We start from the raw sequence: 14,573 nt of genomic DNA, 5'->3' as shown, positions 1-14,573 counted from the left end.
TCCGGAAATCTACGCCCGGAACCGGTAAACCGATGCAATCAGTTGCCAATCCAGTATAGGACCTTTTGACTACACTACAGTCAGACACCCGCAAATCCCGAATGATCTGGAGGTTGTGTATGAGGATCGGTGTACCCAGGGAAATCAAGAACCGTGAATACCGTGTAGGCATGACACCCGCTGCCGTTCATGAGCTGTGCGGCCACAATCATGAGGTGTTTGTGGAAACCGGAGCTGGCCTCGCCATCGGTTTTTCTGACGAGGATTATCGGCAGGCCGGAGCGCGAATTCTTGAGACGGCCGGGGAGGTTTTCGATACCGCAGAGTTGATCGTCAAGGTCAAGGAGCCCCAGGCCGAAGAGCGGGCCATGCTGAAGCCGGAACACACGCTTTTCACCTATCTGCATCTGGCCCCGGACAAAGCGCAGACGGACGACCTGGTGAAGTCCGGCGCTACCTGCATTGCCTATGAGACAGTGACCGACCATGGAGGACATTTGCCCCTGCTGGCGCCTATGTCGGAAGTCGCCGGGCGCATGTCGATCCAGGCCGGTGCCCATTGCCTGGAGAAAGCCATGGGCGGTCGCGGCGTGCTATTGGGCGGCGTACCCGGTGTCAGTCCGGCGCGGGTAGCGGTCGTTGGTGGCGGAGTTGTCGGCCAGAATGCGATTGCCATGGCGGTCGGGTTGAGTGCCCAGGTCACGGTTCTGGACCGCAACATGGACGTACTCAGAAACCTGGACCATCTCTACGGCAACCGCATCACAACCCTGTTTTCAACGGCCCAGACTCTGGATCAGGCGGTGACGGAATCCGATCTTGTCATCGGCAGTGTGCTCATTCCAGGGGCCTCTGCGCCAAAGCTGATCACCCGCGATATGATCCGCCGGATGCCGGAGGGAAGCGTTATCGTGGACGTTGCCATTGATCAGGGTGGCTGTGCCGAAACCTCCCGGGCCACGACGCACGACGATCCCACGTATATTGTTGATGGTGTGGTACATTACTGCGTGGCGAATATGCCGGGTGCCGTTGCGCGCACGTCGACTCTGGCGTTGAATAACGTCACCTTGCCTTTTGTGGCGGCCCTGGCCAATAAGGGTCCGGATCGGGCGATGAAGGAAGATCAACACCTCAGGGCCGGGCTGAACGTGGCCGCGGGCAAGGTGACCTACAGGGAAGTGGCAGAAGCGACCGGGCACCCATACACCAACCCTGAATCCCTGTTGGGATCCTGAGTGTGAAATCCTCGGAGAAACCATGAAACTGATCGGATCCACTACTTCACCTTACGTTCGGCGCATTCGTATCCTGCTGGACGAAGAGCCCTATGAATTCCTCAATCTCAATATCTATGGTGAAGGCCGGGACGAGCTGCGGCGAAACAATCCGACCCTGAAAATTCCGGTACTCGAAGACGGTGGCAAGGAAATCTATGATTCCCGGATTATCGCCCGTTACATCAGTGCCAAACAGGGCCGCGATCCGCTGACCTGGGATCAGGAAAACCAGCTGACCATGATTGATGGCGCCAATGACTCCGCGGTCACCTTGCTGCTCTCGGAGAAGTCCGGAATCGATACCGGCGCCGACCTGATGTTCTACAACCTTCAACGTGAACGCATCATGACAACCTTGCGCACGCTGTCGGCAATGGCGGAAGAGGGCCAGTTCGAGGAATGGAATTACCCGGCCATCTGTCTTTATTGCCTGGTAGACTGGCTGGATTTCAGGGACCTTGTGGACTTTTCCGGTGTGGAGAGCCTGTTATCCTTCCGCGACAGCCACCGGGTTTACCCCTGGGTTGCCGAGACCGATCCGCGCAATTCCTGACTCCGCGCGGCCGGCAATCGCCGGCCGCCGCCTCCAGCCAAGGCTGAAAAAAACTTGCCCGATCATCCTGCGTCATTTTGCTTTCGCAATCGCTGTTCTTGACTATAGTTAAGATTAAGGAACAGCGTCTGATCTGCCGGTTACCGCGTTCCGTACGTATAAATACCAACAATAGAAGAGAGAGGGGGTCATCCATGCTCCTGTCACATGCGTTCGGTCTCTTTACCCATCCTGATGAAGAGTGGGCTTCCATACGAAAAGAACATGAAACTCCGCGCCGGGTCTATGTTGCCTATGTTCTGATTCTGGCGGCGATAGCTCCCATTTGTGCCTACATATCGACTGCCTATTTCGGCTGGACGGTTGGCAATGAGCGGCTGATCAAGTTAACCGAGATCAGTGCAATGCAGCTCAGCGTGTTGACCTATCTGGCAATGCTGGTCGGCGTTTTTGCGCTGGGTTATGCCATCAACTGGATGGCAAGAACCTACGGCGCCAAGGAAGAACACGTACCCTCGAACGGTATTGCCCTGGCAGCCTACTCCTGCACTCCTCTGTTCCTGGCAGGATTTGCCCTGTTGTATCCAGTGCCCTGGTTCAACGCCATCGTCTTCCTGGCCGCCGCCTGCTATGGCGCCTATCTCATGTATGACGGACTGCCGATTGTCATGGGCATCGAAAAGGAGCGGGCGGTCATGTACGCCGGAGCGTTGCTGACCGTCGCCCTGGTCATCCTGGTATCCACTCGAGTGGGTTCCGTCATTCTCTGGAACTTCGGAGTCGGTCCGGTATTTATCAGCGGATAGACCGGGTTTAAACGAACCGTAAAAGGGGAGCCACTGGCTCCCCTTTTTTATGGTTTCTGTTTCTTGCAAAAGACTTGTCGTGATTTGCCATCCCCCTGTCGCAAATTGGCAATGCGTTCTTAACCAAGCCCGATTAGCTTCTTCATTTGGAGTAGAAACGGCGAAAGGTGCAGAACGCCGAGACTACAAGGGACGAACGCAGGGGAAGATATAACAATGAAACGACTGACACGACGGGATTTTCTGAAGGCATCAGCCATGGGTATGGGCGCCGTGGTGATTTCGACCGGCCTCGCAGGCTGTGTACTGGACAGCTCCGACAAGCGAACAATCAGCTTTACCCATGGAGTGGCCAGCGGCGACCCGCTTGCCGATGGTGTCATGCTCTGGACCAGGGCTGCACCGGCGACCGGTTCGGCACCTGTCGGTGTCGCCTGGGAGGTATCGACGGATGAGGGTTTCGAGAACCTTGTGCACTCCGGCACGGCAGAGGCCACTGAGGCCCATGACTTCACCGTCAAGGTGGACGTTCGCGGCCTGGCACCGGGGCAGAGCTACTATTACCGCTTTCAGACGACCGATCGGCAGTCACCGGTGGGCGTAACCCGGACCTTACCGGAAGGCAGTATCGACTCAGTGCGCCTGGCCGTGGTCTCCTGCGCGAATTATCCGGCCGGTTATTTCAACGTCTACGGGGAAATCAGTAAACAGAATGACCTGGATGCCGTGGTCCATCTGGGCGACTACATCTACGAATACAGCTCCGACAGCGGCAGTTATGCGGCACAGGATGCCCAGGCGCTGGGGAGGACCTTTTCTGAGGACAACAATCTTGAGCTGATTGAACTGGTGGACTATCGCAGACGTTACGCTGCGTATCGTGCGGACCCGGATCTTCAGTCCCTGCATGCGAGAGTGCCGTTCATTGTGGTGTGGGACGACCACGAGGTGGCGAACGACGCCTGGGAAGAGGGAGCTGAAAACCATAACGAGGGCGAGGGCGATTTCACCCAGCGTAAGCTCAATGCCCTGAAGGCCTATTTCGAATGGATGCCGATCCGCCCTGTTATCGAGGGCAGCGACGAGGCCATCTTCCGGACCTTCCGGTTCGGCGACCTGGTGGACCTGCACATGCTCGACACCCGAATTATCGGTCGCGACCAGCAACTGGACTATATGGACTACTTTACGGGAGAAGGATTGGATGCCGCCCGCTTCACTGCGGATGTCGGCAGTCCGAATCGTACCCTGCTGGGTGCGGAGCAACTGCTCTGGCTGCAGTCTTCCCTGAACTACTCCACCGCAACGTGGCAGGTGTTGGGGCAACAAGTCCTCATGGGCCGAATGAATCTGCCTGCGGAGCTGCTGGTGGCCATTGCTACTGAGCAGTTTGACGGTCTGCCGGAAAAACTGGCGGAACTGGCCCAGCTCAAAGGCCGGGAGCTCCAGGGGGATCCGTCCCTGACACCAGAGGAATTGGCTCGCATCAATACAGTTGCCCCCTACAATCTCGACGCCTGGGATGGCTACCAATATGAACGGGAAGTGGTTCTGGGAACGGCCAAGGCGCTGAACAAGAACCTGGTGGTACTGGCGGGGGATACCCATAACGCCTGGGCCAATAACCTGAAAGACATCCAGGGCGACCAGATTGGCGTGGAGTTCGCTACAGCGTCGGTTACATCACCCGGCCTGGAGGAGTATCTGGGCATTCCTGATGACATGATTCAGGGCGCGGAACAGGCCATTGGTCTGCTGGTGGATGACCTGGATTACCTGAACGTGAATCAGCGTGGCTACATGCTGGTGACCTTTACGCCCGAAGAAGCCCGGGCCGACTGGTATTTCGTGGACACCATCAAGTCAAAGGATTATCAGATCGACGCGAGCCGCACCGCTTCCCGGCGGGTATTGCCCGGTCCCGGAAATCGTACGGTGCAGGACACAAGCATAGGATAAGAAGTCCGACCGGTCCCCTGACTATTCTGTCTTTGATGCAGCGCAAACCACCCCGGGTGCTTTCCGGGGTTTAATGGGGTGTTGCAATGGCAGGGAGCTCTCAGGGGATGTCGGAATCGGTGGTCTTGAAAAACGGCGAGTGCGAGCAGCGGGAGCCGGAGTGGCATGTGCTTCAGCCCGCGGAAGCAAGGCAGGAGCTCAAAGCTAAGGAGCCCCTGTCTGAGGATGAGATTCGCCAGCGCCTGGCCCGCCATGGCCCAAATGCTTTGCCGGAGGCTCGTGCAAAGGGGCCTTGGGCGAGACTGGGACGGCAACTCAAGAATTTCCTGATTTACGTACTGGCAGGGGCCGCCGTAATCACGGCGAGCCTGGGCCACTGGGTGGATGCCGGCGTCATTCTCGCCGTTGTTGTTATCCAGACGCTGGTGGGCTTCGTTCAGGAGGGCAAGGCCGAGCAGGCCCTGTCGGCCATTCGCCACATGCTTGCGCCCAAAGCACGGGTCGTGCGGTCTGATGGCCAGCATCAGATAGATGCTGCCAATCTGGTTCCGGGCGATACGGTACTGTTGGAGCCCGGAGACCGGGTGCCCGCCGATCTGCGTCTGGAAAAGTCCCACAACCTGAAAATCGATGAGGCCATTCTCACTGGTGAGTCCGAGGCTGTTGATAAATCAACAGGGTCGGTGGCTCCAGATGCTCCGTTGGGGGATCAGTCCGGGATGGCCTTCTCCGGCACCATGGTTGCGACCGGGACCGGCCGTGGCGTTGTGGTTCGAACCGGCGCGCGCACTGAGATCGGTCGCATTTCCGGACTCCTCGCTCAGACCACAACTCTGAAAACCCCCTTATTGGAGCAAATGGACAGGTTCGCCCGAATCCTTTCCATCATCGTGATTGCCGCCGGCATTGCGATTTTTGTTGGCGGAGCTGCATTCAGCGGTCTGCCATTCCGGGAACTGTTTATGGCAGTGGTTGGCCTCACCGTTGCCGCGATACCCGAGGGCTTACCAGCAATTCTCACCATTACCCTGGCCATCGGTGTGCGCCAGATGGCACGCCGGCAGGCCGTGGTTCGCCGAATGCCGGTTATCGAAACCCTGGGCGCGGTGTCGGTAATCTGTTCGGATAAAACCGGAACGCTCACCCGGAACGAAATGATGGTCACTCGGGCGGTGTTATCCGGGGTTCAGCTCGAGGTGACTGGCGAAGGCTACGATCTTGATGGTGCGGTAAACGCCGAAAATGGTCACCCGTCGGACTCCACTCTGCTGGACGAACTTGCCCGGGCCGCCGCCCTTTGTAACGACGCCCATGTTCACCATGACTCAGGCAGAATCCGAATCGCCGGCGATCCAATGGAGGCCGCGCTCTCCGTGTTTGCCCGCAAAGCCGGGTTTGATGTTGATGGCAGCGCCGCCGACTGGCCCCGGAAAGATGAGATTCCTTTCGATACCGAGAATCGCTTCATGGCCACGCTGAATCATGACCACCACGGCCACAGCGTGATCTACCTGAAAGGCGCGCCGGAGCGGATCCTGGATATGTGTAACAGCGAGGTTGCCGAATCCGGGGAAACCAGCGAACTGCGCCGGGATTTCTGGGAGCGGGTTATCACCGAAATGGCATCCGATGGTCTCAGAGTGCTGGCCCTTGCCCGGACGCCCGCAGAACGTGGCATTGGCGAACTGGCCATTGAAGATCTTGAACAGGGTGCAGAACTGCTTGGACTGGTTGGTTTGCTGGATCCGCCAAGGCAGGAAGCCATTCGGGCCATTGCCGAGTGCCACGATGCCGGAATCCGGGTGAAGATGATTACCGGTGATCACGGGATCACGGCAGGCGCTATTGCCCGCAAGCTGGGCCTGAAAAATACCTGGCGGGTTCTGACTGGTAAGGAATTGGACCAGCTGGATGATGATCAACTTCGGGATCTTGTTGGTGAAGTGGATGTCTTTGCCCGGACCAGTCCCGAACACAAATTGAGGCTGGTCACTGCGCTGCAGGCCCTGCATGGAGTTGTCGCCATGACCGGCGACGGGGTCAATGACGCACCGGCCCTCAAGCGGGCGGATGTGGGTATTGCCATGGGGGTGAAGGGCTCGGAGGCTGCGAGGGAAGCGTCTTCGGTGGTGTTGCTGGACGACAATTTCGCCAGTATTGCGGCAGCCGTGCGCGAGGGGCGAACTGTTTATACCAATCTCAAAAAAGGCATTGCCTTTATGCTGCCCATTAACGGTGGGGAGTCTATCAGTCTCGTTACCGCCCTGTTGCTTGGGCTGACCCTGCCCATTTCGGCACTGCAGATTCTCTGGGTCAATATGGTCAGCTCTGTGGTTCTGGCCATGACACTGGCGTTTGAACCCACGGAACCCGATGTTATGAAGCATCCGCCAAGGGGGCGGAATGAGTCCCTGCTTCGGGGATTCGTGGTCTGGCGCGTGGTCTTCGTTTCACTTCTGTTCCTTGGTGGCATTTTTGCTGCGTGGTACTGGGCCATGCATCATCATGGTGATGAGAGCACTGCCCGGACCCTTGCGGTTAACACGCTTGTGGCAATGGAAATGTTTTACCTGTTTGCGGTGCGATACCTGGATTCAGCGTCAATTACCCTGCGCGGGGTGTTGGGTACGCCGATCGTCCTGTTGGCAGTCGCCGCGGTTATTGCATTGCAACTGCTGTTTACCTATACGCCCTGGTTCAACGAGACCTTTGGCACGCAGGCGCTGAGCGTTGAAATGCTCGCGTTTGCAGCGGCTTCGGGTGTGGTGGTTCTGGTGATCCTCGAAATCGAAACGGTTGTCAGAAGGCGTTTGCTCAGGGCAGGCCCCGGGTAATCACCGCCGGGTCGCCCCGGCCTTCAACCGCTGCCAGCTCCGCACTGGAGAGCCATTCGCCCGGGGGCTTGTCCATCACGCTGGCACAGGCAGCCAGGGCATGGCCCCAGGAACAGCCGTTGGCAAACAGCATGCCGGCCTCATTCAATGTCCCGCCGCGGTTGATGTAGCCAAGAACCCGGGCCTGTGACGGCTCCGGGAACAGCGGATGGAGATGGCCCCGGAAGACCTCCGGGCGCATGTGCGTGAGAGCAACCCGCCGGCGAATGCGGTGGGGGAACAGGCGCTCCCGCTCGAATTCGGACAGGCATACCTGGGCTTCCATGGTGTCCCTCGGTTGGCGGAATCTGCCGGGTTCCTGGATATAGACCAGGCGAAAGGGGGTGCCGGTCTCCCTCAGGCGTTCGCAGGCTCTGATTGACTCGGATAACTGGTAGGCGCCATTGGCGATGAGCAGCAATGGTTCACCGGACGAGGTATCTTCATCCACCACCAGGGCCCCGTGCCTCGCCAGCAGTTCCGCTTCCCGGGTGTCGAAGACGCAGGGGCGTTCCCGTTTCGGGATCACCATGCAACTGATCGTGCCCCTTTCACGGAATACCGATGGCAATGTTGCCAGGGTGCTGTTGTAGTCGGCCGGAAACACCACCCGGGAGACGTCGTTCATCTCCGCGAGCATGCTTTCGCAGAAGGTGGTGTCCTGATGGGACTGCTCGTTCTTGCCATTTTCCCAGGTGTGTGAGGTGGCAATAACCGGCAAGCCGAGCCAGCGGGCAGGCCGCCCGATTTCTTTCTGGTGCCGGGCAAAAATCAGCTCCTGGCGGATGGCGCCAAGCATTTTTACGCAGAAGGCCTCATAGCTGGCGACCAGATTCAGCCCCGCCTTATTGGCCAGACAAGCCGATACCACAGATTCTTCGTTCAGTGCCGTGATGATCTTGCCGTGCACCGACTCCTGATCGTTCTCGGGATCGTTCACCCGGTGCTTCAGATCATCCAGTACTCCGCCAAGACGATTGCTTGCCAGCTCGTCCGGATTGCCCACTCTGGCCCTGAGGTCCGGGTTCTGGGCTACCAGCGCCCGGAAAAAATCATCCACAGCCTTCATCGGCGAGGTGCATTCCCGACAGGCTGGAAGCCGGGGGATTATCGGGTCCGGTGGATTGCGGGTCGCGAGAGCATGATCACGCTCAAGTGGGCGAGATTGCCCGGTGTGCTGGTTAAGATGAGTGATAGCGTTTTGAAGCTGATCCGGAGCCACCCACAATCTGGCGGCATGCTCGTTAAACAGCTCCCTGGCCCGGGCATCCATTCGCGGGTTTCCGGGCAGTGGCAGGTTGTGGGCTGCATTGCTGCTGGCGCCATAAAAACCATACCCCTTGGTGGTCTCCGCAATGCCATAGGGTACCCGAACGGGATAGCCGCTCTCTCCCCGTAGCGCCGCCTCGCCATTGGTGGCGAGTGCCTGCTCCATTTCATAGAGAGCACAGACAAAGGCGGCAGGATCGCGGCCATCAAAACGGAAGGGCACAAAGCCCCTGTGTTCGAGATGCGCTTCAAAACGTTCGAGACCCTCGCGGGTGCCCAGCTCGGTTCGCTGTTCAATGCGCCGTCCATTGGCAATCATAACCGGCATCACTGCGCCGCAGTCCTCGGCGCGCCACCAGCGGGGGATCCAGTCGCTGCCGCGCTGCTCCTCGGCGGCCCCATCAGACAGAAAGGCCACCAGAGACTCACCCGGCAGGGGCATATGGGCGTATTGCAGCTCGGCAAACCCGAGGTAGCCCCCTTCGAGAATACCACCGGCGGTGTGCGGATTGACGTGGCTGCCAAGGGGCGCGGCCATGGTACCGTCCGGCTTCTGGCGGTAGCTGTAGAAATCGGAAACCAGAGTTGAGAGCCCGTCCGGCCCTCGATAACGTTCCGCCTGTTCCGGATGAAGGTTTCCGGTGAGGACGTTCAGGGCGTCCACGGCTGCCACGCAGTGCCCCTGGCCCATCAGCCAGCTCCGTGTGCGTCCGGTCAGATTGTTCAGAGCCAGATAGCCGGCATAGGCCGGCACCATGTTCAGTGCCCCGCCGGTGTGGCCTTCCGGATTGGTCTTGAAGTCCTGAGGCGCCAGCGGCTGGCCGGAGACATCAACCCGGCGGGCGTAGGTCATGTGGACTACCAGCCAGAGACCGGCACTGGTGAGTCTGTCCAGGTCGGCGAGTTTACGATAGACCGTGGCAGCATCGGGCTGGTGGCCGGCAGCAACCAGGTGCTCTGCCAGTAGGCTGACCTGATGTTGCGTGGCTTCACTGTGCTGGATGACGCCATAACCATCGCACCAGCGCCGGAAATCCGGGCAGTCTGAAGCGGCGTGATTCACCGCTGCTGTTTGAATGGGAAATGGCATGAGATGCCTCCATGGCGTCAGTGTGTCCGCGAATTTTAAAACCACCGCTGTGAACTGCCATTGATGCAGGTCAGTCGAAACTGCATCTTTCTACAGACTGCCCCAAGCCAAGCGTTCCACCCGCCCGCATGCAGGCTTGCTCGCCTGCCCGTTGCCGAAAGCCATGGTTTCTGAGAGTCTGTTCGAATAAGCCACCTGATAAGGAGACTCCCATGACGCAAGACAAGAATCAGGATAAGCGCCGGAAATATTCGGCCCCCGTTGTTGATGGCATTGGCAAATCCGCCAGCCGTGCCATGCTTCGGGCCGTCGGGTTTACCGATGAGGATTTCAAAAAGCCCCAGATCGGCATTGCGTCCACATGGAGTAACCTCACGCCGTGCAACATGCACATCAACCAACTGGCCGAGGAGTCGGCTGCCGGAGCCGATGAGGCAGGCGGCAAGTCGCTGATTTTTAATACCATTACCATATCGGACGGCATTGCCAATGGTACCGAGGGCATGAAGTATTCCCTGGTGTCCCGGGAGGTGATCGCCGATTCCATCGAGACCGTGGCCGGTTGTGAAGGGTTCGATGGCCTGGTGGCGATCGGTGGCTGCGACAAGAACATGCCCGGTTGCATGATGGGCCTGGCGCGTCTGAACCGGCCATCTGTGTTCGTGTATGGCGGCACCATCATGCCTGGCGAGAACCACACCGATATTATTTCCGTGTTTGAAGCCGTGGGTGCCCACGCCCGTGGTGATCTGGATCTGATTGAGGTGAAGCAGATAGAGGAAACCGCGATTCCGGGGCCAGGGTCCTGTGGTGGCATGTATACCGCCAATACCATGGCGTCGGCTATCGAGGCCATGGGCATGAGCCTGCCGGGCAGCTCCGCCCAGAACGCTGTGTCGGAGACCAAGGCGGAGGATTGTCGGGGTGCCGGGGCTGCAGTGCTGAACCTGCTGGAGAAAGACATCAAGCCCAGCGACATCATGACCCGGAAAGCCTTCGAAAACGCCATTACGGTCGTCATCGCCCTGGGCGGTTCCACCAATGCGGTACTGCACCTGCTGGCCATGGCCAGCACCGTCGGTGTCGATCTGGAGCTGGAAGACTTTGTCGAGATTGGCAAGCGGGTGCCGGTGCTGGCGGATCTGCGCCCGAGCGGCCACTACATGATGTCGGAGCTGGTGGCCATCGGCGGTATCCAGCCGCTGATGAAAATGCTGCTGGATCGCGGTCTGCTGCATGGCGACTGTCTGACCGTAACCGGGCAGACGCTGGCCGAGAACCTGGCTGATGTTGACCCCTATCCGGAAGGGCAGGACATCATTCACGCCTTCGACAACCCGATCAAGGCTGACAGCCATCTGCGGATCCTGTTTGGCAATCTCGCACCAACGGGAGCGGTGGCGAAGATCACCGGCAAGGAAGGCACGCATTTTACCGGCCGTGCCCGGGTATTCCATTCGGAAGAAGAAGCCCAGGAGCGGATTCTCGACGGCACAGTGGTGGCCGGCGATGTGCTGGTCATCCGCTACGAAGGCCCCAAAGGCGGACCGGGCATGCGGGAGATGCTGAGCCCCACCTCCGCGATCATGGGCAAGGGCCTGGGCAGCGATGTCGCGTTGATTACCGATGGCCGGTTCTCAGGGGGCAGCCACGGTTTCGTGGTTGGTCATATCACACCGGAAGCGGCCGAGGGCGGCCCGATTGCGCTGGTCGAGGATGGCGACACCATTACCATTGATGCCGTCAGTAATCGGATTGAGCTGGATGTCTCGGATCAGGAACTGGAACGTCGTCGGCAGGCCTGGCAGGCTCCACCACCCCGTTTCACCCGAGGCACGCTGGCGAAGTATTCGCGAACCGTAAGTTCTGCCTCGAAAGGGGCTGTGACCGATTTGCCCTGATCTGATCGGAGCTCAGGTCTTCAGCTGTTCTGGCCTGCCCCAGTAGTATCCCTGGCCATACAGGCCGGGGAACTGCTGTAGCCAGGCGGCGATAGCTTCCTCCTCCACACCTTCGACCACAACATCCAGGTCGAGAGCCTCACCGAGGTCAAGCGCCGCTCGGAATATTCGCTGTCGGGCGGGTTGGGTGAGTATGTCGCTGAGAAAACTCCGGTCGATTTTTAACTCGTCCAGCTCGAATGTGGCAAGGGTTCCCAACGACGAGTGCCCGGTTCCAAAATCATCGACGGCAATTCGGAACCCGCTTTGGCTCAGGGTCCGAATAACGACTTTTGCCAAGGCTGTGTCAGCCATCATCGCTGTTTCGGTAATCTCCAGAATAAGATCGGAAGGTTGTGCCCCATGGTGCTGCACAATTGCCTTCACCTTTTCCACAAAGTCCGGGTGGGTGAGATCGTTTGCAGAAATATTGACCGCAACGGCAATGTGGTCCCCGTGACGGGCCTTCAGCGCGCTCATATCTTCACAGACGCGGTCCACCACCCAGAGCGTAACGTGGTGAATCATCCCGACCTGTTCGGCTAATGGGATCCACCGATCCGGAGCAACCGTGCCGAAGTCCGGGTGTTGCCAGCGGATCAGGGCTTCCAATGAAGCGATATGTGCGTCCTGTATTCGCACGGTTGGTTGGTATTCCAGCCATATGCAGCCATTACCCAGTGCCTCTTCGATATCCAACATCAGCATTTGCTGCTGGTACTGCCAGTCCGCGATAGCCGGGTCGTAAACCGTCAGGGGCTGATGCGTATCCAGGGCAGCAAAGCCAGCTGATGAAAGGATATCTGACGCGTCGACCCCATGCTCCGGAGCATGGGCGATACCCACCGATGAACTCCACGATAGCGAGAACCGGCCCTCGCGGAAGTTCTCTCCCAGCCAGCTCATGAGTGTTTTCAGTTTTTCCGGGTAAGTGTCCGGGGCGTCACTATGGAAAAAGGCAAAGGCATGATTGCTGGTATCAATGCTGGCGAGGGCATAGCCGTCAATCATGATCAACTGATCACCCATGATCCGTTTCAGGAATCCGTCGAGCTCCCACAGATAACTTCTGAGCAGATCCTCTGCCGTCCGATAGCCGAGAGCCTGCTCGATTTCGTTAAACCGGCTCAACTGAATCATGGCGACGGTGTAGGGCTGTTGGTGGCTATCAAGTTGATCCAATGACTCCTCCAGCATGGCCCGATTGGGTTTGCCGGTAACACTGTGGGTTTTGAGGAGTTGCTTGTAATTTTGCTCAACGTGAGATCGCAGTGTTTGTTCCTGGCGAGCCCGAATATCAGAAGCCAGCCTTTTTTTGCGCTCTTCCAATATCTGACGGCCAATGCCGCTGGTCAGGATCAGAGATGCGGCTGCTGCACCGATAAAGAAGGCGGAATCGGTAAAGCTGTTCACCGGGACCCAGCCGACAGTCCGCGCCGCCGAGATAACTGTACCCAGGAGAATGAAGAGCAGTGATAACGCAAAATAGCGGGCATACACCTCGTGTCGGGCCTGTTTGAGCGTCAGGGCCAGAATCATTGAACCACCGGTCAGGGCCAGTATCAGGAAGGAGTCCTGACCGAGCAACGGTAGCCGCAGTGGCATGGCCAGCAGATGTAAAAGGCCAAGAACACTCGCTGCATTCAGTAGCAGTCTCGGGAGTCTGGAGACCTGGATAAAGTTTGGCGTGATTTGGCAAAGTGAGATGAGGCAAAGGCAGAGGCTGATGTTCAGTAATGCGTTTATTTCCGGGAAGTCTGGCCAAATCAGCCAGAGCCCGAAGCCCTCCATGACAAGTTGCACGTGAATAACGGATAGCGTGAGAACGCCCAACCAGGCCAGCCCCGGGAGCCTGAATTTCATCATGAAGCTGAGGTTCAGCAACAGCGCAAAAACGAGGAGGCCAGTGATGAATGCCTTCCAGGTCATGGTTCCTGCAATGTCGCTTACAACCTTGTCAGGTTCCAGAATGCTAATGGGCAGTAGTGTGGGGCCGGCATTCTGAACCTCGAACAACAGCGTGGTCGTACCCGCCGGTAATGAAACTGGCCAGATCCACGGTGGTAGCGAAATCAGCCGGTTACCGAATGGGTAAAGGTCTCCCATGTCACGAAGCCGCTGGAAAGCGCCATTTTCATCGAGAATGGCGGGTCTGAGCCGGTCGATGTAGGGGGCGGATACAAGGACCCACTGTTCGGCGTTTGTGGCTCCGGGGTTTTCCACCGTCACCTTGAAGGTGACAGGTCCGTTGTAATAGCCAATGCCGGAGTTCTCTGACGGGGCCGCCTGCCAGTTTTTCTGCCGCCAGTTTTCGTCCTCTATAACCTGCTCCAGAGGCGCAACCAGATAGTCGATCTGCACAATGCGGGAGGACTGGGACGCTGGCTCGGGAGAGTCGACCTGCGACAGCGCGGAAAGCGGATTTTCAGGCGCTTGAAGGAGGCTTGCGAGCAGACCGTATGCCATGGCAGCCATCAGGAACAGGAATGGCATCCAGCGTCGAAAAGGTGTCAGCCCGGACTGGGCTCGGAGTTGTGACAGCACGGCTTTTTCGGTCTGATGTGTGCTGTCATCCATATGAAGCGACGGTCCCGCTAAGTGGTGTTTTCTGACTCGAAGAATCAGCTCGAATTTTAATGGTTTTTCAGCTCACTTGCATTTGCCAGGTGAAATTGGCGCAAGAAACTTTTCACCTGATCAAACAAGACATTCGCTGGTATAGTTAACCCTGACCATCCTATCTGTAGAAGCCTGTTTCCGGACCGGTTGCGCGATGCATGAATAAACCACAGGATCTGTACAA

8 protein-coding genes are annotated in these 14,573 nt (G+C 58.1%); 6 read left to right on the top strand and 2 right to left on the bottom strand.

The features are described 5' to 3' along the window. Positions 1–119 precede the first annotated feature (119 nt). The 5 genes from ald (at position 120) to HP15_RS16680 (ending at position 7,432) form a co-directional block, all read left to right on the top strand. Positions 120–1,238, top strand: a complete 1,119-nt coding sequence (ald, locus tag HP15_RS16700; protein ID WP_014578551.1) for an alanine dehydrogenase — start codon at positions 120–122, stop codon at positions 1,236–1,238. A 22-nt stretch (positions 1,239–1,260) separates the two neighbouring features. Continuing rightward, positions 1,261–1,833 (top strand): glutathione S-transferase N-terminal domain-containing protein, encoded by a 573-nt coding sequence (locus tag HP15_RS16695; RefSeq protein WP_014578550.1) that lies wholly within the window; start codon positions 1,261–1,263, stop codon positions 1,831–1,833. 194 nt (positions 1,834–2,027) lie between these two features. Next, a complete protein-coding gene (locus tag HP15_RS16690; protein WP_008173563.1) occupies positions 2,028–2,639 on the top strand; it encodes a Yip1 family protein in 612 nt (203 codons plus the stop codon). A 216-nt stretch (positions 2,640–2,855) separates the two neighbouring features. Further along, positions 2,856–4,598 carry an alkaline phosphatase D family protein gene (locus HP15_RS16685; protein ID WP_014578549.1) on the top strand — a complete coding sequence of 581 codons (1,743 nt, stop codon included), beginning with the start codon at positions 2,856–2,858 and terminating at the stop codon, positions 4,596–4,598. Between the two features lie 107 nt (positions 4,599–4,705). Beyond that, positions 4,706–7,432, top strand: a complete 2,727-nt coding sequence (locus HP15_RS16680; protein ID WP_014578548.1) for a cation-translocating P-type ATPase — start codon at positions 4,706–4,708, stop codon at positions 7,430–7,432. On the opposite strand, the gene HP15_RS16675 is transcribed toward HP15_RS16680, so the two are convergent. Then, positions 7,413–9,830 (bottom strand): phosphoketolase family protein, encoded by a 2,418-nt coding sequence (locus HP15_RS16675; RefSeq protein WP_014578547.1) that lies wholly within the window; start codon positions 9,828–9,830, stop codon positions 7,413–7,415. The two genes, HP15_RS16680 and HP15_RS16675, sit on opposite strands and share 20 nt — an antisense overlap. 212 nt (positions 9,831–10,042) lie before the next feature. Here HP15_RS16675 and ilvD point away from each other — a divergent pair, with 212 nt between their 5' ends. Continuing rightward, a complete protein-coding gene (gene ilvD, locus HP15_RS16670) occupies positions 10,043–11,731 on the top strand; it encodes a dihydroxy-acid dehydratase (protein ID WP_014578545.1) in 1,689 nt (562 codons plus the stop codon). 12 nt (positions 11,732–11,743) lie between these two features. On the opposite strand, the gene HP15_RS16665 is transcribed toward ilvD, so the two are convergent. Beyond that, a complete protein-coding gene (locus tag HP15_RS16665; protein ID WP_014578544.1) occupies positions 11,744–14,347 on the bottom strand; it encodes an EAL domain-containing protein in 2,604 nt (867 codons plus the stop codon). Between the last annotated feature and the right edge of the window lie 226 nt (positions 14,348–14,573).

It is taken from the genome of Marinobacter adhaerens HP15 (genome assembly GCF_000166295.1).
Lineage (GTDB): Bacteria > Pseudomonadota > Gammaproteobacteria > Pseudomonadales > Oleiphilaceae > Marinobacter > Marinobacter adhaerens.
The sequence above is the reverse complement of the archived record's forward strand: the minus strand, read 5'-3'. Positions and strand labels throughout refer to the sequence as shown.

Bases quoted from the DNA above. Each gene is read 5' to 3' on its own strand.
- HP15_RS16675 (WP_014578547.1), bottom strand. From the start codon at position 9,830: ATGCCATTTCCCATTCAAACAGCAGCGGTGAATCACGCCGCTTCAGAC.
- HP15_RS16695 (WP_014578550.1), top strand. From the start codon at position 1,261: ATGAAACTGATCGGATCCACTACTTCACCTTACGTTCGGCGCATTCGT.
- HP15_RS16690 (WP_008173563.1), top strand. From the start codon at position 2,028: ATGCTCCTGTCACATGCGTTCGGTCTCTTTACCCATCCTGATGAAGAG.
- ald (WP_014578551.1), top strand. From the start codon at position 120: ATGAGGATCGGTGTACCCAGGGAAATCAAGAACCGTGAATACCGTGTA.
- HP15_RS16685 (WP_014578549.1), top strand. From the start codon at position 2,856: ATGAAACGACTGACACGACGGGATTTTCTGAAGGCATCAGCCATGGGT.
- HP15_RS16680 (WP_014578548.1), top strand. From the start codon at position 4,706: ATGTCGGAATCGGTGGTCTTGAAAAACGGCGAGTGCGAGCAGCGGGAG.
- ilvD (WP_014578545.1), top strand. From the start codon at position 10,043: ATGACGCAAGACAAGAATCAGGATAAGCGCCGGAAATATTCGGCCCCC.
- HP15_RS16665 (WP_014578544.1), bottom strand. From the start codon at position 14,347: ATGGATGACAGCACACATCAGACCGAAAAAGCCGTGCTGTCACAACTC.